This window comes from Ruegeria sp. B32 (assembly GCF_025141855.1).
Lineage (GTDB): Bacteria > Pseudomonadota > Alphaproteobacteria > Rhodobacterales > Rhodobacteraceae > Ruegeria > Ruegeria arenilitoris.
This window is the reverse complement of the sequence record NZ_CP081106.1, coordinates 133,087-156,800: the sequence shown is the minus strand read 5'-3', so window position 1 is coordinate 156,800 and position 23,714 is coordinate 133,087. Positions and strand designations below refer to the sequence as shown.

Here is a 23,714-nt window from a genome sequence, read left to right as displayed (position 1 = left end):
CTCCCGTCCCGCATCCACTCATGCCGCTGTTTCGCCACGACCGAATGATCGCGAAATCAGCGCAGCTTCTACGGCAATCGAGGACAAGACATGACAGTCCCCGCCATCGAGCTCAAAGGGATTTCCAAAGCCTTTGGGCCAGTTCAAGCGAACAAGGACATCTCGATCAGCGTCGCCCCCGGCACGATCCACGGGATCATCGGTGAAAACGGTGCGGGCAAATCCACGCTGATGAGCATTCTGTACGGCTTCTACAAGGCCGACAAAGGTGAAATCTGGATCAACGGCAAAAAGACCGACATCCCCGATAGCCAGGCCGCGATCGCCGCGGGTATCGGCATGGTCTTTCAGCATTTCAAGCTGGTCGAGAATTTCACCGTTCTGGAAAACATCGTTCTGGGCGCCGAAGATGGCGGGCTGCTGGCCCCCTCGCTGGCCAAGGCCCGGAAAGAGCTGAAAGAGCTCGAGGAAGAATACGAGCTGTTCGTGGACCCCGACAAGCGTATCGACGAGATCGGCGTGGGCATGCAGCAGCGGGTCGAAATCCTCAAGGCGCTGTACCGGAAGGCGGAAATCCTGATTCTGGACGAGCCCACCGGTGTGCTGACCCCGGCCGAGGCCGACCAGCTGTTCCGCATCCTCGACCGGCTGCGCGCCGAAGGGAAGACCATCATCCTGATCACCCACAAGCTGCGCGAGATCATGGAGGCCACCGATACCGTGTCGGTGATGCGCCGCGGCCAGATGACTGCCACGGTCAAGACCGCCGAGACCAACCCCGAGGAGTTGGCCGAGCTGATGGTCGGGCGCAAGGTTCTGTTGCGCGTCGACAAGGTGCCGGCCAAACCCGGCAAGCCCATCCTTGAAATCGAGAACCTGCGGGTGACGGATTCGGCGGGCGTCGAGCGCGTCAAAGGCATCGACCTGACCGTCCGCGCGGGCGAGATCGTGGGCATCGCAGGCGTCGCCGGCAACGGGCAGTCCGAGTTGCTAGAAGTGTTGGGCGGCATGCGCCCGGGATCAGGCGTGATCAAACTGAATGGTACGCCCCTGGCACTCAGCGGACCCGAGGCCGACGGTCAGGCGCGGCGCGCCCAAGGGATCGCCCATGTGCCCGAAGACCGGCAACGCGAAGGCCTGATCATGGACTTCCACGCCTGGGAAAACGTGGCCTTCGGCTACCACCGCGACCCTGCCTACCAACGCGGAATTTTCATGAACAACGCCGCCCTGCGCGCCGACACAGAACGCAAGATCGAGAAATTCGACGTGCGTCCGCCGAATGGCTGGCTGTCGGCCAAGAATTTCTCGGGCGGGAACCAGCAGAAGATCGTCGTGGCGCGCGAAATCGAGCGGAACCCCGAATTGCTGTTGGTTGGCCAGCCGACCCGCGGCGTGGACATCGGCGCGATCGAATTCATTCACAAGCAGATCGTCGCCCTGCGCGATCAGGGCAAGGCGATCCTGTTGGTCTCGGTCGAGTTGGAAGAGATCTTCTCTCTGTCCGACCGGATTGCAGTGATGTTCGACGGACATATCATGGGCGAGCGCTTGCCCCATGAAACGGATGAAAAAGAACTGGGCCTGTTGATGGCCGGTGTTGCGGGGGAGGCCGCGTAACATGGATAAGATGCCCAAATGGGCCGACGTCATTCTGATCCCGCTCATCAGTCTGATCCTGGCCGCAATCCTGTCGACACTGGTCATTCTGGCGATTGGCGAAAACCCGGTCGAGGCGGTGAACCTGATGGTCACCGGCGCGCTGGGGTCGACCTATGGTTGGGGCTACACCCTGTATTATGCCACCAACTTCATGTTCACAGGTCTGGCGGTTGCGGTGGCCTTTCACGCGCGTTTGTTCAACATCGGCGGCGAAGGCCAGGCCATGTTGGGCGGACTGGGCGTTGCCATGGTGTGCCTCTATGTGCCTTGGCCGCATTGGAGCATCGCTCTGCTGGCTGCGATGGCCGCCGGCATGCTGTTCGGCGCGGCCTGGGCTGCGATACCGGCCTATCTGCAGGCCAAGCGCGGCAGCCATATCGTGATCACCACGATCATGTTCAACTTCATCGCCGCGGCGCTGCTGAACTACATGCTGGTCAACGTAATGCGACCGGCCGGCTCGCAAGACCCGGCCACCGCCCGCTTTGCCGAGGCGGTACATCTGCCCACCCTGCACGAGATGCTGGCCCCGATCGGGATCACCTTCTCCAAGGCGGCTCCGGCCAACATCTCGCTGATCATCGCGGTCATCGCCTGCATCGTCGTCTGGGCGCTGATCTGGCGCACCCGCCTGGGCTATGAAATCCGGGCCTATGGGCATTCGGAGACCGGTGCGGTCTATGCCGGTATCTCACCGGTGCGTATCACCATCGTGGCGATGCTGATCTCGGGCGCTTTGGCGGGCCTGATGGCTATCAACAACGTCATGGGTGAGGCCGAGCGGCTGGTTCTCAACTCGACCGAGGGCGCGGGTTTTATCGGCATCGCGGTGGCCCTGATGGGCCGCTCGCACCCGTTTGGCGTGTTCCTGGCAGCCATCCTGTTTGGTTTCCTCTACCAGGGCGGCGCGGAACTGGCCCTGTGGACGTCGATCCCGCGCGAGCTGATCGTGGTGATCCAGGCGCTGGTGATCCTGTTCACCGGAGCGCTGGACAACATGGTCCGCATGCCGCTTGAAAAGCTGTTCCTGGCTCTGCGGAAGGAGGCGAACTGATGGAGTTGTTCCTGACGATCGTCCAGGTTCTGGACTCGACCATTCGCCTGGCCACGCCGCTGCTTCTGGCCTGTCTGGCCGGCTTGTATTCGGAACGCGCTGGCATTTTCGACATCGGCCTGGAAGGCAAGATGCTGATGGCCGCATTCTTCTCGGCCGCCGTTGCCGCCGTCACCGGGTCGGTATGGCTGGGCCTGCTGGCCGGCATCGCATCGTCCTTGGTGCTGTCTGGCCTACACGGGCTTGCTTCGATCACGTTCCGGGGCAACCAGCTGATTTCCGGTGTCGCCATCAACTTCCTGGCTGCCGGCATGACCGTGCTGGTGGCCCAGGACTGGTTCCAGCAAGGCGGCCGCACTCCGTCGTTGTTCGGGGGTGGCCGGTTCGAGCCGATCAACTTCCCCTTCGCAGAAGCTTTGAGCGGTGTGCCGATCATCGGTCCCATCTACGCCGAATTGCTCTCAGGCCACTCGATTCTTGTTTACGTGGCGTTCCTGATGGTGCCCGCCACCTGGTGGGTGCTGTTCCGCACCCGCTTTGGCCTGCGCCTGCGCGCCGTGGGTGAAAACCCGGCGGCAGTGGACACTGCGGGCGTCTCGGTGGTGGGGCTTCGCTACGCAGCCGTCGCCATCTGTGGCGTGCTGTGTGGCATCGCCGGGGCCTATTTGGCTACTGCGTTGCAGGCAGGGTTCGTCAAAGACATGACGGCCGGCCGGGGCTTCATCGCACTGGCCGCACTGATCTTTGCCAAGTGGCGGCCATGGCACGCCATGTGGGCGTGTTTACTGTTCGGGCTGCTGCAGGCTGTCGCTCTGCGGTTCCAGAATATCGACCTGGGCGGCATCATAATCCCCGTTCAGGTCATGGACGCGCTGCCCTATATCCTGACCGTGGTGATCCTGGCAGGTTTCGTCGGCAAAGCGGTCCCGCCAAGGGCCGGTGGCGAGCCTTATGTGAAAGAGCGCTGATAAGGCCAGTTCAGGACTGCTTTTCAGTCCTGTTTGCTGCAAAGCGGCATGCAGAGTTGATTTTGCATGCCGCAAGCGCTCTAAGAGGGTATGCACGTCTACCTTCCCATAGCCGAAGTATCCGTTAGCCCGTTTGTTCTGCTGGCGATTGGTGTTTCCGTGGGCGTTCTGTCCGGCATGTTCGGAGTGGGAGGCGGCTTTCTGATCACGCCACTGCTGTTTCTGATTGGCATTCCACCTGCAGTCGCCGTGGCGACATCGGCCAACCAGGTGGTGGCATCCTCGTTTTCCGGGCTGATGGCACATCTCAAGCGCAGGACCGTAGACCTGAAGATGGGATCGGTTCTGCTGGGCGGCGGCCTGCTGGGCGCGACACTGGGGATGCTCGTCTTCAACTATCTCAAGCATTTGGGGCAGGTCGATCTGGCGGTCCAGCTGTGTTACGTCGTGTTTCTAGGCCTCATCGGCACCTTGATGTTCATTGAGAGCCTGCGTGCAATTCGCCGGTCACGGGCAGCGGGCGGCACCGCACCGACCGCACGCCGCCAACGCACCTGGGTTCATGCACTGCCGTTCAAAATGCGGTTCCGCGAGTCAAACCTGTACATCTCGGTCATTCCACCCATCCTGGTCGGCTTTGGCGTCGGAATCCTGTCGGCCATCATGGGCGTTGGCGGCGGGTTCATCATGGTTCCGGCAATGATCTATATCCTGGGAATGCCGACAAAGGTGGTGATCGGAACCTCGCTGTTTCAGATCATTTTCGTGGCCGGGTTTACGACGATGATCCACGCTTCGACCAACTTCAGCGTGGACATCGTGCTGGCCTTGTTCCTGTTGATCGGAGGTGTCGTTGGGGCCCAGTTCGGCAGCATGGTCGGCGCCCGGCTGAAGGCTGAGCAGCTGCGGGTTTTGCTGGCGGTACTGGTCATGATCGTGGCCGGAAAAGTCGGGCTGGAACTGATCGTGGCTCCGACAGAATTCTATTCGCTTTCTGAATTGGCGGGGGTTTGATCGTGACCAGTTTATCCTTCGAAACCGCCATGTACCCACCAGTCCGTTCCTTCGCCCAACGCAGCGCGCCTGCCTTTGCTCGCTTTAACCAGTCCACCGCAGTACGGATCGGCTAGACCACATGCATATCTACCTGCCTATCGCCGAAGTTTCCGTAAACGCCTTTCTGCTGCTTGGCCTCGGCGGCATGGTGGGAATCCTGTCCGGCATGTTCGGTGTCGGTGGCGGATTTTTGATGACCCCGCTGCTGTTCTTTATCGGCATCCCACCCGCCGTTGCCGTGGCAACCGAGGCGAACCAGATCGTTGCCTCGTCATTCTCGGGGGTGCTGGCGCATTTCCGAAGAAAGACGGTCGACCTAAAGATGGGCACGGTCCTTCTTGTAGGTGGTCTGATCGGCGCTGCCGTAGGCGTTGTCTTCTTCAACTATCTCAAAAGCCTGGGTCAGGTCGATCTGCTGGTCAAGCTCTGCTATGTCGTCTTTCTGGGCGTCATTGGCGGGCTGATGTTCTTTGAAAGCCTCAATGCGCTGCGCAGGTCCCGCAAGGCCGGTGGGGTCCCTGTCAAACGGCGCCAGAGGGGGTGGATCCACGCCCTGCCGTTCAAGATGCGGTTCCGGACCTCGGGGCTGTATATCTCGGTCATTCCGCCGGTGCTTGTCGGGCTGTTCGTCGGCGTGTTGTCGGCGATCATGGGCGTAGGCGGCGGATTCATCATGGTGCCCGCCATGATCTACCTGCTTGGAATGCCGACCAAAGTGGTTGTGGGGACATCCCTTTTCCAGATTATTTTCGTCACTGGCTTTACCACCATGCTGCACGCCACGACCAACTTTACGGTCGATATCGTGCTGGCCGTCCTGCTGTTGGTTGGCGGGGTGATCGGAGCTCAGATCGGAACCGTGCTGGGGGCACGCATCCCGGCCGAGCAGCTGCGCGTCCTGCTGGCGGCTCTTGTCTTGGCGGTTTGCGGCAAGCTGGCCCTGGATCTGTTGTTGCAACCGGCCGAGCTCTACTCGCTTGGCACCGATGGGGGGCATTGACGTGTTGCGCTGGTTCTTCGCCCTTGTATTCATGACCCTCCCCGTCCACGCCGCGGATGAGCAGGTCGTTCTTGGCCTCAGCCAGGATCGCGTAGCCATCACCGCCGATTTCGACGGATCCGAGATTCTGATCTTTGGCGCCGTCAAGCGCGAAGCACCGATCCCGCCCGGCCCTCCGCTGGAGGTGATCGTGGCAGTCGCAGGCCCGTCCGAGCCGGTCATGGTGCGGCGCAAGGAAAAGAAATTCGGCATCTGGGTGAATACCGACAGCGTTCTGGTCGATTCCGCACCCAGCTTCTACGCAGTCGCCACAAGCGCACCGTTCACGGACATCATCACCGACACCGAAGATCTGCGCTATCGCATCTCGATCCGGCGCGCGATCCGGTCCGTCGGGGCAGCCATGCATATTCGGGAGGCTCAGGATTTCGCCCGGGCTGTCGTCAGGATCCGCGAGGATGAGGGCCTGTATTCGATCCGGGAGAACACGGTTGCCGTGGATGAGCAAACGCTATTCCGCACCTCCATCAAGATGCCGGCCGACTTGACCGAAGGCGACTACCTGACCCGCATCTTCCTGATGCGGAACGGCGAAGTCATTTCGCAGTTCGAGACGGTTATCGACGTTCGGAAAGTCGGGCTCGAGCGGTTTCTCTACAACATGTCGCGTCAACAGCCGGTCTGGTACGGGTTGATGTCCCTCGTCATTGCCATCGCCGCAGGCTGGGGCGCTTCGACGGCTTTCCGACTGTTGCGCGAAAGCTGACCGCTACCCGCGCCCGATATACGGCATCGTCGTTGCCATCACGGTCATGAACTGAACGTTGGCTTCGGGCGGCAGGCTGGCCATGTGCAGGACCGAGCGCGCGGCGTCTTCGACCTCCATCGTCGGATCAGGCTCTCGCCCTTCAGCAACCGCCGTATCGACCAGGTTCTGCACCATCTGGGTTCTGGCATTTCCGATGTCGATCTGCCCACAGGCGATCCCATGAGCGCGGCCGTCAAGCGACAGGCTTCGTGTCAGCCCGGTAATCGCGTGTTTTGTGGCGGTGTAGTGAACCGAATTCGGGCGCGGTACATGCGCCGCGATCGAGCCGTTGTTGATGATGCGGCCCCCCTGGGGTACCTGCCTGCGCATCAAGCCAAAGGCCGCGCGAGCACACAGAAACATCCCGTTCAGGTTCACGTTGACGCTCTGATACCAGTCGTCCAGCGCGATCTCGTCGATCGTCCCGGCAGGGGCAAAGATCCCCGCATTGTTGAACAGAACATCCAACCGTCCGGCCTGCGCCTGAAATTCATCGAACGCCGCCGACACCGCTTGAGGATCGGTCACGTCGGCCACCAGTGGAATGGCGTTTTCGCGCGTCGCGGCCATCTGGCTCAGCTTGTCCGCACTGCGTGCCAACAGGCCGACCTTCCAGCCCTGATCTAGAAACAGCTCGGCGGTGGCTCGCCCGATGCCCGAACTGGCCCCGGTTACAATGATCGTCTTCACGTCTCCTCCGCCTCCAGCGTAAGTTTTGCGGCCGGGACCGCGCGCAGGTCGTCAACCCGCAGCGGGTGGCTTGGTTTGGACAGCCGGTTGCGCACCACCCAGATCAGCCGCTCTTGCGCCCGGGTGATGGCCACATAGGCCAGCCGTTTCCACAGGGGTTGCCCGGCCTCGGTCCGGCCCATGCGGGCGGCGGCATAAAGGTCAGGGGCAAAGACCTGCACCGTGTCCCACTGCGAGCCCTGCGCCTTGTGGATCGTCACGGCGGCCCCATGCAGAAACGTGGCCCCCATGCGCGCGGCAAAGGGGATGAAGGGCTCTTCTTCGTCCGGTTTTTCGATCTGCACGATCGAGGCGGCGCTGACCTGCGGGTCTTCGGCCCCCATGACATGCAGCCGCGAGAACCCAGGCTTGCGCCCCGGCCCCAGATAGATCACCTGCGCGCCCTTGATCAGCCCGCGCGCCTCGAGGTCGAGCCGCTTCTTGCGGTGCTTCAGCGGCAGCTCGATCCCGTCGCAGATCAGCGGTTCGCCTTCCAACAATTCGGTCTCGGGCGCACCATGCACCTGACGGAAGGCCTGGATCAGCCGGATACGCGTCGCATTCCGCCAGACCAAAACCGGGCTTCGGGCCATCAGGTCGACCTCGACCCGCTGGCCCCAGACCACGCGGTCATCCGTGCGGGCGGTCTGCTCGACAAGGCGTTCGAAATCCTCGAACCCCATGGCCGGATCGGCCAGCGCATGGGCCAGATCCAGAATGGGGTTGTCGGCCTCTTGCCGGTGCACCCGGTGCAGGATCAGCTTGCGCGGTTCGGGCAAAGCATCGAACACCATCGACCCGGACTGGTTCACCGGTGCCAACTGCGCCGGATCGCCGAACAGCAGCAAGGTGGGAAAGATCTCCTTGAGATCATCGAACTGGCGATCGTCCAGCATCGAGGCCTCATCGACGAACCCGATATCCAACGGCTCGTCGCGCCGTTTCCAGCCGGTGATGAAATCCGATCCGCGCAGGCCAGCGGCGGCCAAGGCACCCGGGATGGATTTGTTGTTGGCATAAAACGCGGCCGCGCGGTCCAGCGCCTCGTCGGTCAGGCCTTCGATCTCGGGGCGGTCGTCGTTGCCCGCCAGCCACTCGGCGATCCGTTCGTATTCCGGATCATAGACCGGCGTGTACAGAATGCGGTGAATGGTGGTGGCCGGAACACCGCGCAATCGCAACACGCTGGCGGCCTTGTTGGTCGGGGCCAAAATGGCAAGGCTGCGCTTGTCTTTCGATTTGCGGCTTTCATAGTCGCCCGAGACGATCTGAACTCCGGTCTCAGCCAGCGCCTTGTAGAGTTCGGCCAACAGCAGGGTCTTGCCCGACCCGGCCTTGCCGATCACCGCCATGACCCCCGATTCGCCCTGGCCGGGCAGCTTGAGCAGCGCATCATCTTCCAGGTCCACGCCTGCGGTTTTCAGCATCTGGGCAATGCTGTCGAACGCGGCGGCCTGATCTTCGGAAAAAGTAACCTTGGGCAGAGACATGGCGCGACCCTACAGGGCCGCGCCAACCTGCGCCAGATGCGGAATTCAACCTCAGGCAGACAGTGCGAACCGATGCCGCGCGGCGGACCCGAACGCCGTCTTGAACCACAATCGCGACAGTTCGCGCGGGATGCCCGCCCGCTCGGCCACGCGGTTGCAATCGTCAGCGGAATAGGGCCAAAGCCCGACCGATATCTGGTCACGGCCCGCCCCCTCCGAGCCCAAGACCACCGGCGAGGAACCGATCAGCCGATAGATACGGATCATCCTTGCATCAAAGACCCCGGCGATGTGGGTAAGACCGAAGCCTTCCATGATCTCTCCCCCACTCAGCATGATTGCCCCTGCCGTGTGCGGATGAGCGGTGCGGGACAGGCAGAACCGCGTCACTTCCCAGATCAGCGGGCTGCGGATTGGGCTGCCGCCCGTCAGATGCCCGAACACCTCATTTACCATGACAGGGCCAGTCGTGGGCAATACCCGCATCGAGCCGCCGTGACTGCCGTCCGGCTCTTCCCAGATGACATACAGCGGGTTCAGATCATCATACTGATCCCGTTCCTCTCCTTTGGAATTGACATGAACATCCCATCCCAGGCGGGCTTTGAATTGATCCGCGCGGTCGCGAAACATCCCCTCGGCCAATTTTGGAAATTTATGAAGCTCGTCAGCGTAAACATAACGCAGCATGACTTTTCCCCTTGTCGTCCAGTGCTGGAACGAAGGGGGTACAAAGTCGTGGTTAATTTACTGTGTGGCCCTCGCGCGGGCCTTAAACCACTATTAATCCCCTGCTGAGGGCAGTGGCGATGGCATGGGTTGTATTCAGAGCACCCAGCTTGGACCGGGCGCTTTCGATATAGACACGCAATGTGTGCTCGGAAATAGACAGGGAGTGCGCGACCTGCGCCCGGCTGTAACCCAAGGCCAGCAGCGTCATCGCGTCGATCTCGCGCGGAGAGAGGCCGCGCGCGGATTCCGGCCTGCGGTCCTGCTCGAAATCCAGCGCTTTTCGGTTGAAGTAGTGGGCGAGCAGTATCAACTCGCGGCTGTAGGTCACGATGAAGGCTTCCCAAGCCTCGTCGCTGCAACTGTGATTGACCGTAAAAAGCGCGAACTGGCCATTCGGCCCACGAATTGGGATCGAGTAGCCCTGATTGCCAACACCATGATCCAAAGCATCTTGTAGAAAGGCTTTGGCGACCTTGCCGGACCAGTTCAGAGATTTCCAGTTGACCGGATGAAACCGCTGGAAACAGCCCAGGATAACGGGATCTATTCGGTGATAGTTGCGTTCACGGTATCGGTCGGCCCAGGCATCCGGATAGGTGGTGTAGCCATATTGATCGCCGGCGCCATCGACCCAGTGATAGACGATGTGATCGACCTTCAGTTTGTCCCTGATGCGGACAGCAACCGCACCCAGCTCGTCAAGCGTGCTGGTGTTTTCCAAATCCTCTAGGACCTGGCTCAAATCGAACTGTGTTCCCATTCGACGGCGCTTTTGCCTCATCGTTCAGGGACGCAATTTCGGCCGCGGCGATCAGCCTGGTGTCGTCAAGCTGCTCGGCCAGCGCGGTCAACCCATTCGCAACGGCGAAGGCGTTGAGGTCCGACAATACGTCCAGTATCCACTCATTTCGCGCCATCATGGTCTCTCCGAAACAGTTAACGAAGGGTTAACACAACCATAACATGTACGCTGTTTTCTTGCCTATTCACTGCTTTCTACTCCCCAAAAACAGCGGGTCCCGAATTTGCATGGCATTGAAAAACAATGTCCCATCTTCCGAACGCAAAACGCCCGCGAACCGTCCGAACGATTCGCGGGCGCTTGCTTTCAATGCGCGGTGATCAACCGCGGGCGTCCAGAACCTCTTCCAAGGTCCGCATGCCCGTACGCGGGGCCTGAACCAAGACAGACATGTTGCCCGGCTTGTGCTCGTTCCGCATCATTTTCATGTGCGCCTCGGGCAGTTCTTTCCAAGTGAACACTTCGGACATGCAGGGATCGAGACGCCGCTCCAGCATCAGCCGGTTTGCAGCGGACGCCTGCTTGAGATGCGCGAAATGCGAACCCTGCAGACGCTTCTGGTGCATCCACATGTACCGAACATCAAAGGTCAGGTTGTAGCCGGTGGTCCCGGCGCAGATCACGACCATGCCGCCTTTTTTGACGACAAAGGTCGAGACCGGGAAGGTGCTCTCGCCGGGGTGTTCGAACACCATGTCGACGTTCACGCCCGTGCCCGTGATGTCCCAGATCGCCTTACCGAACTTGCGGGCTTCCTTGAACCACTCGGCATATTCCGGCGTGTTGACCGTGGGCAACTGGCCCCAGCAGTTGAAGTCCTTGCGGTTGATGACGCCCTTGGCGCCCAACCCCATGACGAAGTCGCGCTTGCTTTCGTCCGAGATCACGCCGATCGCGTTGGCTCCGGCTGTATTGATCAGCTGGATCGCATAGGAGCCCAGACCCCCCGACGCGCCCCAGACCAGAACGTTCTGGCCCGGCTTCAGATCATGCGGCTCGTGTCCGAACAGCATCCGATAGGCAGTGGCCAGCGTAAGCGTATAGCAGGCACTTTCTTCCCAGGTCAGGTGCTTGGGGCGCGGCATCAGCTGTTGCGCCTGCACGTTGGTGAATTGCGCAAATGACCCATCGGGCGTTTCATAGCCCCAGATCCGCTGGCTGGGTGAATACATCGGGTCACCGCCGTTGCACTCTTCGTCGTCGCCGTCGTCCTGGTTGCAGTGGATCACGACCTCGTCGCCGACCTTCCAGCGTTTCACCTTGTCGCCCACCGCCCAGACGATGCCCGACGCATCCGAGCCCGCGATGTGATACGGGGCCTTGTGGCCATCAAAGGGGCTGATCGGTTTGCCGAGCGAGGCCCAAACACCGTTGTAGTTGACGCCCGCCGCCATCACCAGAACCAGCACTTCGTGGCTGTCCAGCTTGGGCACATCGACCACCTCCAACTGCATCGCAGTGTCGGGCTCGCCGTGGCGCTCTCTACGGATGGCCCACGCATACATCTGTTTGGGCACATATCCCATCGGAGGGATTTCACCCATCTCATAGAGGTCTTTTTCCGGTGCCTCGTAGGATGCGATGCCGCCGTCGGTGTCCAAAGCCATTGTGGCCTCCTCTGTCAAACGTGTTCGCCGCGACGCAGAATCGCGCGCTTCATAGGCTGGAATATTGGCCCATGAGTAATTTTGCAACCCATTTCGGATCATTATTGAAATTTTATGACCCAGCGGCCGCAGAAATTTCTTTTGCAGCCGCAGAACCATCCGGGTCTTCGCTGATGGGCGCTGAGGCCGCATAATACTTCATCAGATCCAGCCGCTCGACCGATGGCGACAGCATACCGTTGTTTCTGCTCAGTATTCGCCGTTCGACCAGTTGTTCGATCGCTGGCGGGATGGCCTTCAGGTCTTCGTCCGTGGCGCCCTCGCGCCGCATCAGCTCGACGATCCGTGACTGAACGTCAGACTCGGAGATGGTGCCGTTTTCGCGAACGAGCCAGCACGCGGCGGGCGCTGGGACCAAAGGAATCGCCCGGCCAATCCGGCGCATCAACTCTCGAGCCAGATCCGTCATCAGGTCCGGGCCGGCTTGTTCGCGAAACTCCTGCAGCGAAATGGGCAGGCCGTATCGGACCGAGGCAAGACCGAACCGTTTGTAACGCCCGATGATACGGCGCCATATCTGTTTCAGGCTCCACCTTGTGATCACGCCGATCCGCGCGCGGAACCGCCGTTCGCTGCCCAAGGCGGCGGCGGTCAGAATCGTATCCTCCAGCACCCGGTCATAGTTCAGCGCAACTGGTACGAACACGACGTCGCGACCATCGGGACTGGTGCCGTCGATGATGTATTTCAGCAGTCCCAGTTTGGGTCGTCCCAAAGACCCGGTGAGGCTCAGACCGCCCTCGGGGAACATCGCCTGAGTCACACCGGCATTGGTGGCCAGGCGCACATAGCTGGCCAGAACCTGCCGGTAGAGTTCGCTGCCGGACTTGCGCCGGATGAAATAGGCCCCCATCGCGCGGATCAACCGGCTGAGCGGCCAGACCCGTGCCCACTCGCCCACCGCATAGGACAGCGCCGACTGTTGCGCGGCCAAATAGGTCACCAGAACATAATCCATGTTGCTCCGGTGATTCATTACAAAGACCACGGTTGCTTTGGGATCGATCTCCTTCAATGCGGCCTCGTCCTCGTGGCTGAGGCGGACATTGTAGAACGCGTTGCTCAACCATCGAGCCAACCGAATGGCAAAGCTGAAATACATGAAGGCCGAAAACGACGGGACGATTTCCCGGGCGTAGCGCCGGGCCTGCTCGAACGCGACCGCTTCGGGGATTCCATGATCTTCGGCGTGGTGCTGAACAGCCTGACCAACCTGCGGGTCATAGATCAGGCGTTGGATCATGTCATGACGCTCGGCCAGTTTGAACGGCTGGATCGGCCGTTGCAGGCGCTGGTTCAACCGTTCAACAGCCCGTTCAAGCCGGCGGCGAAAGAACCAGCGCACCGACGGGAACAGGAAATGCGAGGCGAAGGTGACCGCGGCAAACACCACGATCAGAACAAACAGCCAAATCGGTAACTCAACGGTCTGCGTCATGCCCGCACAGTGCCATCAAACCGCCGCTGTCACAATCGGCAGCACGCCGTACATGCCGCAACGCAGCGAATTGACATGTGCTGAAAATTGCGCTTTAGAACCCATGAGAGAAATATTGTTACCCATCGACGCATGAGGCTCTGACCATGACGCAGACGCAGAAAGACCGCCCCTGGCTCATCCGAACCTATGCCGGTCATTCCACGGCCAAAGCCTCGAACGCGCTTTACAGATCCAACCTGGCCAAAGGGCAGACCGGTCTGTCGGTGGCCTTCGATCTGCCGACGCAAACCGGATATGACAGCGATCACACCCTGGCCCGGGGCGAGGTCGGCAAGGTCGGGGTGCCCGTCTGCCACCTGGGCGACATGCGGGTGCTGTTCGACCAGATCCCGCTGGAACAGATGAATACGTCGATGACCATCAACGCCACTGCCCCCTGGCTGCTGGCGCTGTATATCGCGGTGGCCGAGGAACAGGGGGCCGATGTGTCCAAGCTGCAGGGCACGGTGCAGAATGACCTGATCAAGGAATACCTGAGCCGCGGCACTTATGTCTGCCCGCCCAAACCCTCGCTCAAGATGATCGCGGATGTTGCCGAGTACTGTTATTCGAACGTACCGAAATGGAACCCGATGAACGTGTGTTCCTATCACCTGCAAGAGGCCGGCGCGACGCCCGAGCAGGAGCTCGCCTATGCGCTGGCCACCGCCATCGCGGTTCTGGACGAGCTGCGCCCCCGCGTTCCGGCCGAGGACTTTCCGGCGCTGTGCGGCCGCATCTCGTTTTTCGTGAATGCGGGCATCCGGTTTATCACCGAAATGTGCAAAATGCGGGCTTTCGTCGATCTTTGGGATGAAATCCTGCAACAGCGTTATGGCGTGGAAAACCCCAAATTCCGCCGATTCCGCTATGGCGTTCAGGTCAATTCGCTGGGCCTGACCGAGCAGCAGCCCGAGAACAACGTCTATCGCATTCTGATCGAGATGCTGGCCGTGACCCTGTCGAAAAAGGCACGCGCCCGGGCGGTGCAATTGCCCGCCTGGAACGAGGCGCTGGGCCTGCCGCGCCCGTGGGACCAGCAATGGTCGATGCGAATGCAACAAATCCTGGCCTACGAGACCGACCTGCTGGAATATGACGACCTGTTCGACGGCAATCCGGTGGTCGATGCCAAAGTCGAGGAACTGAAGCAGGGCGCCCGGGCCGAGCTGGCCAATCTGGAGTCGATGGGCGGTGCGGTTGCGGCGATCGACTACATGAAATCGCGGCTGGTGGATTCCAACGCCGAGCGGCTCAACCGGATCGAGCGCAATGAGACCATCGTCGTCGGCGTGAACCGCTGGACCGAGGGTGAGCCCTCGCCGCTGCAGACCGAGGATGGAGGGATCATGGTTGTCGACCCTGCGGTCGAGCAGGAACAGATCGATCGCCTGAACGACTGGCGTGCCGCCCGCGATGACGCCGCCGTGGTCGCGGCGCTGGCCGATCTGCGCGCCGCCGCGCAATCGGGTGCCAACATCATGGAGCCCTCGATCGCCGCGGCCAAGGCCGGTGTCACCACCGGCGAGTGGGCCGAAGAGATGCGCCGCGTCTTTGGCACCTATCGCGGCCCGACGGGCGTTTCGGGCTCGGTCTCGAACAAGACCGAAGGCCTGGACGACTTGCGCGCAGCGGTGGATGCAGTCAGCGACCGCCTTGGGCGTCGTCTGAAATTCCTGGTCGGCAAGCCAGGGCTGGACGGCCATTCCAACGGCGCCGAGCAGATCGCCTTCCGCGCCCGCGACTGCGGCATGGACATTACTTATGACGGCATCCGCCTAACCCCCGAGGAAATCGTGAAGTCGGCCATCGAGCAGCAAGCCCATGTGATTGGCCTGTCGATCCTGTCGGGCAGCCACCTGCCGCTGGTTCAGGAAGTCATTACACGCCTGCGAGAAGCGGGTCTGGGTGACATTCCGGTTGTCGTCGGAGGCATCATCCCGGACGAAGACGCGGATCGTCTCAGATCGATGGGTGTTGCCAAGGTCTATACGCCCAAAAATTTCGAGCTGAATGCCATAATGGGGGATCTCGTTTTGCTGGCCGATCCAAAAACGCTGGCTGCGGAATAATCGTCGAGAATTAATTCCATTGCCCATTTCGTTTAATGAATGGCTATTGATTGTGATTCTCCGTAACGTTGCCTGATGAGTAAAAAATGAATCAGGTGGGTACGGAGAACGACAATGGGCATAAATCTGGACAAGCTGTCGCGTAAGGAATTGCTTGAATTGCGCGATCAGGTCGACAAGGCGCTGGAAAACGCTGAGGCCAGAGAACGTCAGGAAGCATTGATGGCCGCTGAAAAAGCAGCTGCCGCTTACGGGTTTTCCTTGTCCGACCTGGCATCTCAGCCCACACGGTCCGGCAAGGGATCGAAAGCCAAAGCAAAATATCGCAATCCGGCCGATCCGGCGCAAACCTGGACGGGGCGTGGGCGAAAACCGAAATGGGTCCACGAAGCGCTGAAAGCCGGGGCAGATATTTCCGATCTGGAAATCTGAACGGGAAAAGTATCAAAATGACAATTCACATTGGCGCCAAAAAAGGCGAAATCGCCGAGACCGTGCTTTTACCGGGTGATCCGTATCGTGCGAAATGGGCCGCCGAAACTTTTCTGAGCAATGTGCGGCAAATCAACGATGTCCGCGGGATGCTGGGTTTCACCGGCGAATGGAAAGGAAACCCGGTCACCATTCAGGGCAGCGGAATGGGAATGCCGTCGCTGTCCATTTACGTAAATGAACTGATCCGGGATTACGGTGCAAAAACCCTGATCCGCATCGGGTCTTGCGGCGGCATGCAGGAAAACGTGAAGGTCCGGGATGTTATCCTGGCCATGACGTCAACGACACTCAGCACCCCGTCTCGGGGCATCATGAAAGAGCTCAACTTTGCGCCTTGTGCAGATTGGGGCCTGCTGCAGGCCGCCGCCAAGGCAGCCGAGGCCAAGGGCACGGCAACCCATATCGGCGGCATCTACTCGTCTGACGTTTTCTATGACGAACGCCCCGACCTGAACGAACAGATGGTGCGTCACGGAATCCTGGGTGTCGAAATGGAGGCCGCCGAGCTGTACATCCTGGCCGCGCGGCACAAATGCCGGGCGTTGGCAGTTCTGACCGTGTCCGATCACCTTCTGACCGGCGAGGCTCTGCCCTCGTCCGAGCGCCAGAGCAGCTTTGGTGACATGGTGGAAATCGCACTGCAGGCCGCGTTCCCGAACGCCTGACACGAACCGGCCCGGGTCACCCCCGGGCCTCAGCGCCCATGCGTACGGTCATAGCCATTGGGCGCCGGACTTTGCCATCCGCTCAGCGTGCCTTCGGCAGGTTCCAAAATCTCGACCAACAGCGGGTGACAGGCGGCCGTATCCGACGAATGCTCGGACGAACAATCCCCACCCGGACAGGCGCTGAGGTCACCCAGAAGGTCGATTTCCGCGAAGAACTCCAAATAGTCACCCGGTCGAACCGGTGAAGCCTTCATGAAATACTGCCCCGTATCGCGGGTAAAGCCGGTGCACATGAATACGTTCAACACGTCGTGCACCAAACGCTCGGCTACCGGAATTTCCAGACCAGAATGGTCAGCCAGCGCCCGGGTCAGGTTGGAGTGACAGCAATGATGGTATTGAGTGCCCGACAGCAGGTTTCCGGTATAGGGATCGCAACGCGTTCCGATCACGTCATGCACCGACCCGCCGTATTGATCGATTCCGTACCAGTCCAAGGTGTCCGCAACGATCGTGGCCATCGGGCGCAGAAAGGGAAAGCTGGACCATAGTCGCTCGCCGGTCGTGACATGGGTGCCATGCAATGCACGCGTCTTGCCCGAATAGAAACGTTCGTTCAGGTCGTGCAGGTTCCACAGGTTCAGGTCGCCGACCTGCGGGCCTTCGACTGAGGTGATCCGAAAGAAGTGTCCGGCCGGCACCTCAAAGCAACGGGCATCACGTGGCGGCACCAGAACTTCGGCTGTCTTTCGCGCGCTCTTTCGGGCGTCCAGCAGCAGGTCAAGGTCAACGCTGGGCAGGGTGTCATTTGGGTAGCAAATGACCGGAGCGATCCCGCGGCGGGCGGCGGCATCCGAAGGAGGATTTGGCATTCTGCATCTTTCCGCTGTTTTGCGCAGAGTGACCCAGAACGAGCTTTGGGAAAACCCCGTTTCCCTCAGGCAATAAGGCTTATTTCCGTTCACATCGCGTGGGCTGCGTCTCGGAGACGGAAACCGCCCCGCAATACGCGCAACTCCACGTGCCGGCCTGCCTGTGCTGTCGCCACCGGCAGTCCCGGGTCAAAGAAGACGTGCGGGACCGCCAGACGAAATAGGCGAACACGCCGGCGCCGAGCAAAAGCAGAAGAACAGGCATACCCGTGCTTCGCGCAATATGCGCCGGGACTCAAGACTTGGCTTGGTAAACTCAGGCCGCGTTGGCGTATTCAAACAGCTCAGGCTCTGCATCTTTTGCAGGCTTGACCGGCTCGGGCTCGTAATAGGCCCAGGCTTGCTCAAGATATTCCAAGGCTTTGGCTGCGTCTGTTTTTTTGGATTCGTTCTTCATCGGAGTGATCCTGTTTCCAATCCGTCACTCCTCCCCGATACCGAACATAGTCTTGGCCGGGGCGGCCCACATCCAATGATTTCGCATGTGGGCCATGCACTTGCCGCAACGCGGCAAGCACGTTGGTCGTCATCGTTCAAACCGCGCGTTCGACCATCATCTTCTTGATCTCGGCAATCGCCTTGGCCGGGTTCAGACCCTTGGGGCAGGTCTTTGCGCAGTTCATGATCGTATGGCACCGATACAGCTTGAACGGATCCTCAAGCTGATCCAGACGCTCGCCGGTGGCCTCGTCGCGGCTGTCGATGATCCAGCGATAGGCATGCAGCAGCGCGGCGGGACCAAGGTACCGGTCGCCATTCCACCAATAGCTGGGGCACGAGGTCGAGCAGCTGGCGCACATGACGCATTCGTACAGACCATCCAGTTTTTTTCGGTCTTCGATCGACTGCTTCCATTCTTTTGCAGGGCGGTTGGTCTTGGTCTCCAGCCACGGCATGATCGAAGCGTGCTGCGCATAGAAATGGGTCAGATCCGGGATCAGGTCCTTGACCACCGGCATGTGCGGCAGCGGGTAGATCTTCACGTCGCCCTTGATCTCGTCCATGCCGTAGATACAGGCCAACGTGTTGATCCCGTCGATGTTCATCGCGCAGGAGCCGCAGATCCCCTCGCGGCACGACCGGCGGAATGTCAGGGTCGGGTCGACCTTGTTTTTGATGTAGATCAGCGCATCCAGAACCATCGGCCCGCAATCGTCCATGTCGACGAAATAGGTGTCGACCCGAGGGTTCTGCCCGTCATCCGGATTCCAGCGATAGATCTGGAACTTACGCACGTTGCTCGCGCCTTCCGGCTTCGGCCAGGTCTTGCCCGTCGTAATCCGGGAATTCGTAGGGAGGGTCAGTTGGACCATGTGTTCCTCTCCTCAGAAGGTGCGCGCCTTGGGCGCGATCTTTTCAAGGCTGATACCGCCTTCAGCCTCGGTACTCAGCGGATCCACGATGACCGGGCGATAGCTGAGTTCGACCTTGTTCCCGTCAACCCGGGACACGGTGTGAACACGCCAGTTTTTGTCATCGCGCTCGGTGAAGTCTTCGTGTGCATGAGCGCCGCGGGATTCCTTCCGCGCTTCGGCGCCAACGATAGTGGCAAGCGCGTTGGGCATCAGGTTGGTCAGCTCCAACGTCTCCATCAGGTCGCTGTTCCAGATCAAGCTGCGATCAGTGACCTTGATATCCTCCATCTTGGCCGCGATTGCAGTCATCTTCTCGACACCTTCGGCCAGGGTCTTGGCTGTCCGGAACACCGCAGCATCCGCCTGCATGGTTTTCTGCATTTCAAGCCGCAGATCGGCCGTCGGGATTGCACCGCTGGCATTGCGCACCGCATCGAACCGATCAAACGCCTTGTCGACCGAGGCCTGGTTCAGGACCGGGTTAGGCGTTTCGGGGTCGACGACCTTGCCCGCCCGGATCGCCGCCGCGCGGCCAAAGACCACGAGGTCGATCAACGAGTTCGACCCCAACCGATTCGCTCCGTGAACCGACGCGCAACCGGCTTCGCCGACGGCCATCAGGCCGGGAACGACGGCATTCGGATCGTCGGCGGTCGGGTTCAACACCTCGCCCCAATAGTTGGTCGGAATACCGCCCATGTTGTAGTGCACGGTCGGAAGAACCGGGATCGGTTCCTTGGTGACATCCACGCCGGCGAAGATCTTTGCGCTTTCCGAGATGCCCGGCAAACGCTCATGCAGGGCTTCGGCCGGAAGATGGCTCAGGTTCAGGTGAATATGGTCGCCTTCGGGACCGACGCCGCGCCCTTCGCGGATTTCCATGGTCATCGAACGCGAGACATAGTCGCGCGGTGCGAGGTCCTTGTATTGGGGCGCGTAGCGCTCCATGAACCGTTCACCTTCCGAGTTGGTCAGATATCCACCTTCGCCGCGGGCACCTTCGGTGATCAGGCAGCCCGAGCCGTAGATGCCGGTCGGGTGAAACTGCACGAATTCCATGTCCTGCAAGGCCAGGCCCGCACGGGCCACCATGCCGCCGCCGTCGCCGGTGCAAGTGTGGGCCGAGGTCGCGCTGAAATAGGCGCGGCCGTAACCGCCCGTGGCCAGAACCACCATCTTGGCGTTGAAGACATGCATGGTGCCGTCGTCCAGCTTCCAGCAGACGACGCCTTGGCACTGCCCATCTTCGGACATGATCAGGTCAATGGCGAAATATTCGATGTAGAATTCCGCATTGTTCTTCAGTGATTGCCCGTACAGCGTGTGCAGGATCGCGTGACCGGTCCGGTCGGCAGCAGCACAGGTACGCTGAACTGCGGGGCCTTCACCGAATTCGGTCGTGTGGCCACCAAAGGGGCGCTGGTAGATCTTGCCTTCTTCGGTGCGCGAGAACGGCACACCGTAATGCTCCAACTCATAGACGGCCTTGGGTGCTTCGCGCGCCAGGTATTCCATCGCGTCGGTGTCACCCAGCCAGTCCGAGCCCTTGACGGTGTCATACATGTGCCACTGCCAATGGTCGGGGCCCATGTTCGACAGCGACGCCGCAATGCCACCCTGCGCCGCAACGGTGTGCGAGCGGGTCGGAAAAACCTTGGTTACGCAAGCGGTGCGCAGACCTTGTTCGGCCATGCCCAGCGTGGCACGCAAACCGGCCCCACCGGCGCCGACCACGACCACATCATATTCGTGCGTTTCGTATTCGTAAGCAGCCATTTCATTCAGCTCCGGGGTGTTAGAGGGCAATGCGGGCGACGGCGAAGATACCTGCGGCCGCGGCGCCATATGAGAGACACTTCACGAGAATGATCAGAACCTTTTCCATTGTGCCGTGCACATAGTCCTCGATCATCACCTGGGCACCATCAGCGAAATGCTTGAACCCGACGGCCAGCGTCAGAGCCGCCACGATCGCCGGGAATGGCCGCGAGTAATAGTCCAGCACCACGTCAAAGGGCTGTCCCAGCGTGGGGCCGAATGTGAAGACAAAAAGCGGGACAAGGATCAGCAGCGCAACCGAGCTGACCTTCATCGCCCAAAAGTGTTCGGTACCCGACTTGGCCGATCCCAGGCCTACGGCGCGTTTGCGGTCGGTAAGATAACGCATGTCAGCCTCCCTCAGGCAACGATCAACAGTGTCAGAAAAGTCAGCACGAAAGAGCCGATCACAACCGCCCAGCCCAGCTTGTAGGCTGTCGGGATATCCAGTCCGATCGCGTTGTCCCAGATCAGGTGCCGGATACCGGCCAGCGTGTGGTACCAAAGACCCCAAAGCGACAGTGCCATGACCAAGTCCCCGAGGAGCGACGTGATCACACCATTGGCGCGATCAAAGGCTTCGGGCGACGTGGCTGCGGCCAGGAACCACCAGACGATCAACAGCGCGGCCACCAACATGGCGTTGCCGGTGATCCGGGTCAGGATGGAAGTGACAGAGGTCAACTGCGGACGATAGATCGACAGATGCGGCGATAGCGGGCGGTTCCCCCGATTGACATCGGCCATGGCGGCTCCTTTTGAGGTTGGCTACCGAAGTTTTTACTCCATTTTGCGACCCTGTCACGCGCTGCGCGTGCAAAAAAGATCAAATCACCCGCAATTCGGCCGATAATTCGGAAACGTGATCACACAAAATATTCTCGTGATCACAAAATGCATTCCAACCCTCCAATGTTAGCGTTTTCAAGGGTCAAGCAATGTGATCACGAATCTTTCCGCGCTCAGCGCAGATCGGCAGTCTGCCGCGTGACTTCACGCAGAAGTTTTTTCCGGATCCGTTCGGGATAGTCCTTAAAACCGGCAGCCGATACGACGAAGGCCCCTTCGCCGACTATGACGTTTTCAAAGAAATAGGCCGTCAGGTCTGGTTCGCTCTCCTCGATCGCAATTGCGTTCACCGTAATCCCCTGACGGCGCAAAAGGTCCCGGATCTCGGTGGGTTCTACCCCTTCGTTCGAGACGCCGTCCCCCGAGATGTCGATCAGGTGACGCTTGCACTCGGGCACCTCGAGAAAGCTATTCACGGTCATTTCCAGCGCCTCACCGATCGCGGTCGAGAAGTTGCGCCACACGCGCGGATCGGTCGCCACCTGTTCCGCAAATGCGTCCACCGCGGCGAACCCGTCGATGCGGGTCCAGGGGATGGTGATGCGCTGCCGCGAGGTCCCGGTCCATTGCACCAGCATCAACCGGGCTTGGCCGCGCACCAGCGCCTCGGACACGACCGGGTCGCGCAACCCGGCCGCCAGGCCATCCATCTGGATGCGGTACTCCGAACTGTCGACCGAGCCGGACACATCCACGGCCAGCGCCAGCGCCAGATCGCAGGCCAGCGCCGGGCGGGCAAGGCAAAGTGCAGCGGCAAGGATACGCAGAAAAGACATGAGCCGAACCTAGCACGGTTCGGCCCGGTCGGGATCACAAGACTGTGGGGGTCAGCTCGTTCAGATCGGCATCAGCGCCCAATAGTCCAGATCCAGCAGGACGTCGGGGCTGTATTTTCCATCCGGGCCGCGCAGCGCAAAGGGTGCGCCGCCATTGGTCGCCACCAGTCGCAACCGGATCGCGCCCACGCCGGGCACGCCGGTTTCGGCCTTGTCCAGCACTTCGGACCACGCCTTGATGGTGTCGCCCGCGAAACAAGGGTTGGCATGGGCCCCGCCGTTCAAACCGACGATCATCTGCGCATTGGCCAGCCCGTTGAACGACAGCGCGCGCGCCATCGAGATCACGTGGCCGCCATAGATCAACCGCCCATCGGGGCGGAAAGTCAGGTCGAAATGCACCTTGGCCGTGTTCTGCCACAGGCGGGTGGCCAGCATGTGCTCGGCCTCCTCCACGGTCACGCCATCGACGTGATCGATGGTCTCGCCGATCTGGTAGTCCCTCCAGCGGTGCGGTTCACCTGCCAGAGTAACGTCGTATTTGCTGAAATCCAACCCGTTCGGCACCACGAGGTCGCCGGGCTCCAGCGCCTTTTTCAGGTCCGGCACCACGGTTTCGGGTGCCGGCGCATCCAGGTTCGATTTCCGCACCATCACCCAGCGCACATATTCGATCACCACTTCGTCGCGCTGATTCAGGCCGAGCGTGCGCACCCAGACCACGCCGGTCTTGCCGTTCGAGTTCTGTTTCAGCCCGATGACCTCGGTTTCCGACCGCAGGGTGTCACCGGGATAGACCGGCTGCAGCCAGCGCCCCTCGGCATAGCCCAAGTTCGCGACCGCGTTCAGCGAGATGTCCGGGACCGTCTTGCCGAACACCACATGGAACGCCGCCAGATCGTCGATCGGGCTTTGCGGCAGGCCGCAGCTCCGGGCGAACTCGTCCGAGGAATAGAGCGCGTGGCGGGCGGGATAGAGCGCATGATAGAGCGCGCGCTCGCCCACCGTCACGGTGCGGGGCACCGCGTGATGCAGCACCTGCCCGATGGAGTAATCCTCGAAAAAGCGGCCCGGATTGGTCTTTGCCATTACTGCTGTCCCAGTTTCATGTCGGGGGAATAGTCGGCCGCGACCTCCTTGGTCACGGCCTGCGCACAGCGCATCTTGCTGGTGGACGGATCGAACGCATAGGCCGGAGAGCCGTGCAGTTCCCACCCTTTGGCCAGCGCCTCTGACACCTTGTGGCAGAAGTCCGAGGTGTCCTCTTCAGTCAGCAGTCGATAAAGTTTTGCCATCACATC

At 60.6% G+C, this 23,714-nt stretch carries 24 protein-coding genes; 9 read left to right on the top strand and 15 right to left on the bottom strand.

All coding sequences use genetic code 11. The features are described 5' to 3' along the window. Positions 1 to 90: 90 nt before the first annotated feature. The 6 genes from K3752_RS00830 to K3752_RS00805 all read left to right on the top strand — a co-directional run bounded on the left by K3752_RS00830 (position 91) and on the right by K3752_RS00805 (position 6,506). Positions 91 to 1,620, top strand: a complete 1,530-nt coding sequence (locus tag K3752_RS00830; RefSeq protein ID WP_170360163.1) for an ABC transporter ATP-binding protein — start codon at positions 91 to 93, stop codon at positions 1,618 to 1,620. A 1-nt stretch (position 1,621) separates the two neighbouring features. Continuing rightward, positions 1,622 to 2,716, top strand: coding sequence for an ABC transporter permease (locus K3752_RS00825; RefSeq protein WP_170365357.1), 1,095 nt, complete (start codon positions 1,622 to 1,624; stop codon positions 2,714 to 2,716). Further along, positions 2,716 to 3,684 carry an ABC transporter permease gene (locus K3752_RS00820; protein ID WP_170365360.1) on the top strand — a complete coding sequence of 323 codons (969 nt, stop codon included), beginning with the start codon at positions 2,716 to 2,718 and terminating at the stop codon, positions 3,682 to 3,684. The genes K3752_RS00825 and K3752_RS00820 overlap by 1 nt, the downstream gene beginning before the upstream one ends. A 90-nt stretch (positions 3,685 to 3,774) precedes the next feature. Then, on the top strand, positions 3,775 to 4,698 hold the full coding sequence (locus K3752_RS00815; protein WP_170343308.1) for a sulfite exporter TauE/SafE family protein: 924 nt from the start codon (positions 3,775 to 3,777) through the stop codon (positions 4,696 to 4,698). Between the two features lie 121 nt (positions 4,699 to 4,819). Next, positions 4,820 to 5,740, top strand: coding sequence for a sulfite exporter TauE/SafE family protein (locus K3752_RS00810; protein ID WP_170343309.1), 921 nt, complete (start codon positions 4,820 to 4,822; stop codon positions 5,738 to 5,740). A gap of 31 nt (positions 5,741 to 5,771) precedes the next feature. Beyond that, positions 5,772 to 6,506 carry a TIGR02186 family protein gene (locus K3752_RS00805; RefSeq protein WP_260064137.1) on the top strand — a complete coding sequence of 245 codons (735 nt, stop codon included), beginning with the start codon at positions 5,772 to 5,774 and terminating at the stop codon, positions 6,504 to 6,506. Positions 6,507 to 6,509: 3 nt separating this feature from the next. Here the strand turns inward: K3752_RS00805 and K3752_RS00800 are convergent, their stop codons facing one another. From K3752_RS00800 to K3752_RS00775, 6 genes are all read right to left on the bottom strand, one after another. Further along, positions 6,510 to 7,238 (bottom strand): SDR family oxidoreductase, encoded by a 729-nt coding sequence (locus tag K3752_RS00800; protein ID WP_170436094.1) that lies wholly within the window; start codon positions 7,236 to 7,238, stop codon positions 6,510 to 6,512. Continuing rightward, the gene (locus K3752_RS00795) at positions 7,235 to 8,767 is read right to left on the bottom strand and encodes an ATP-dependent RecD-like DNA helicase (protein ID WP_260064136.1); all 1,533 of its coding nucleotides are present in this window, start codon (positions 8,765 to 8,767) and stop codon (positions 7,235 to 7,237) included. The genes K3752_RS00800 and K3752_RS00795 overlap by 4 nt, the downstream gene beginning before the upstream one ends. Positions 8,768 to 8,818: 51 nt before the next feature. Further along, positions 8,819 to 9,457: an acyl-homoserine-lactone synthase gene (locus K3752_RS00790; RefSeq protein ID WP_170406721.1), complete on the bottom strand. Its 639-nt coding sequence runs from the start codon at positions 9,455 to 9,457 to the stop codon at positions 8,819 to 8,821. 82 nt (positions 9,458 to 9,539) lie between these two features. Beyond that, on the bottom strand, positions 9,540 to 10,259 hold the full coding sequence (locus K3752_RS00785; protein ID WP_170448467.1) for a LuxR family transcriptional regulator: 720 nt from the start codon (positions 10,257 to 10,259) through the stop codon (positions 9,540 to 9,542). A 362-nt stretch (positions 10,260 to 10,621) separates the two neighbouring features. Beyond that, positions 10,622 to 11,908, bottom strand: coding sequence for a crotonyl-CoA carboxylase/reductase (ccrA, locus tag K3752_RS00780; RefSeq protein WP_260064135.1), 1,287 nt, complete (start codon positions 11,906 to 11,908; stop codon positions 10,622 to 10,624). 112 nt (positions 11,909 to 12,020) lie between these two features. Further along, positions 12,021 to 13,406, bottom strand: a complete 1,386-nt coding sequence (locus tag K3752_RS00775; protein WP_260064129.1) for a 1-acyl-sn-glycerol-3-phosphate acyltransferase — start codon at positions 13,404 to 13,406, stop codon at positions 12,021 to 12,023. 146 nt (positions 13,407 to 13,552) lie between these two features. Here K3752_RS00775 and K3752_RS00770 point away from each other — a divergent pair, with 146 nt between their 5' ends. The 3 genes from K3752_RS00770 (at position 13,553) to deoD (ending at position 16,680) form a co-directional block, all read left to right on the top strand. Then, positions 13,553 to 15,520 (top strand): protein meaA, encoded by a 1,968-nt coding sequence (locus tag K3752_RS00770; protein ID WP_260064122.1) that lies wholly within the window; start codon positions 13,553 to 13,555, stop codon positions 15,518 to 15,520. A gap of 114 nt (positions 15,521 to 15,634) precedes the next feature. Then, the gene (locus K3752_RS00765) at positions 15,635 to 15,952 is read left to right on the top strand and encodes an H-NS family nucleoid-associated regulatory protein (RefSeq protein WP_170342178.1); all 318 of its coding nucleotides are present in this window, start codon (positions 15,635 to 15,637) and stop codon (positions 15,950 to 15,952) included. Positions 15,953 to 15,969: 17 nt separating this feature from the next. Then, the gene (gene deoD, locus K3752_RS00760; protein WP_170526070.1) at positions 15,970 to 16,680 is read left to right on the top strand and encodes a purine-nucleoside phosphorylase; all 711 of its coding nucleotides are present in this window, start codon (positions 15,970 to 15,972) and stop codon (positions 16,678 to 16,680) included. A gap of 29 nt (positions 16,681 to 16,709) precedes the next feature. Here the strand turns inward: deoD and K3752_RS00755 are convergent, their stop codons facing one another. The 9 genes from K3752_RS00755 to K3752_RS00715 all read right to left on the bottom strand — a co-directional run bounded on the left by K3752_RS00755 (position 16,710) and on the right by K3752_RS00715 (position 23,708). After that, a complete protein-coding gene (locus K3752_RS00755; RefSeq protein ID WP_260064119.1) occupies positions 16,710 to 17,555 on the bottom strand; it encodes a DUF1989 domain-containing protein in 846 nt (281 codons plus the stop codon). 316 nt (positions 17,556 to 17,871) lie between these two features. Then, the gene (locus tag K3752_RS00750; protein WP_170343320.1) at positions 17,872 to 18,012 is read right to left on the bottom strand and encodes a hypothetical protein; all 141 of its coding nucleotides are present in this window, start codon (positions 18,010 to 18,012) and stop codon (positions 17,872 to 17,874) included. Between the two features lie 136 nt (positions 18,013 to 18,148). Continuing rightward, a complete protein-coding gene (locus K3752_RS00745) occupies positions 18,149 to 18,928 on the bottom strand; it encodes a succinate dehydrogenase iron-sulfur subunit (protein ID WP_170343321.1) in 780 nt (259 codons plus the stop codon). A gap of 12 nt (positions 18,929 to 18,940) precedes the next feature. After that, complete coding sequence (gene sdhA, locus K3752_RS00740; protein ID WP_170445594.1) at positions 18,941 to 20,746, bottom strand: succinate dehydrogenase flavoprotein subunit; 1,806 nt, start codon at positions 20,744 to 20,746, stop codon at positions 18,941 to 18,943. Positions 20,747 to 20,765: 19 nt separating this feature from the next. Beyond that, on the bottom strand, positions 20,766 to 21,137 hold the full coding sequence (gene sdhD, locus K3752_RS00735) for a succinate dehydrogenase, hydrophobic membrane anchor protein (RefSeq protein WP_093963475.1): 372 nt from the start codon (positions 21,135 to 21,137) through the stop codon (positions 20,766 to 20,768). 11 nt (positions 21,138 to 21,148) lie between these two features. Next, complete coding sequence (gene sdhC, locus K3752_RS00730; RefSeq protein ID WP_170343324.1) at positions 21,149 to 21,535, bottom strand: succinate dehydrogenase, cytochrome b556 subunit; 387 nt, start codon at positions 21,533 to 21,535, stop codon at positions 21,149 to 21,151. 215 nt (positions 21,536 to 21,750) lie between these two features. Next, positions 21,751 to 22,413: a DUF1194 domain-containing protein gene (locus K3752_RS00725; RefSeq protein ID WP_260064100.1), complete on the bottom strand. Its 663-nt coding sequence runs from the start codon at positions 22,411 to 22,413 to the stop codon at positions 21,751 to 21,753. A 60-nt stretch (positions 22,414 to 22,473) separates the two neighbouring features. Beyond that, on the bottom strand, positions 22,474 to 23,502 hold the full coding sequence (locus K3752_RS00720; RefSeq protein ID WP_260064098.1) for a MaoC family dehydratase: 1,029 nt from the start codon (positions 23,500 to 23,502) through the stop codon (positions 22,474 to 22,476). Further along, positions 23,502 to 23,708, bottom strand: a complete 207-nt coding sequence (locus K3752_RS00715; protein WP_170343327.1) for a DUF1737 domain-containing protein — start codon at positions 23,706 to 23,708, stop codon at positions 23,502 to 23,504. Before K3752_RS00715 ends, K3752_RS00720 begins: the two co-directional genes overlap by 1 nt. Positions 23,709 to 23,714 lie beyond the last annotated feature (6 nt).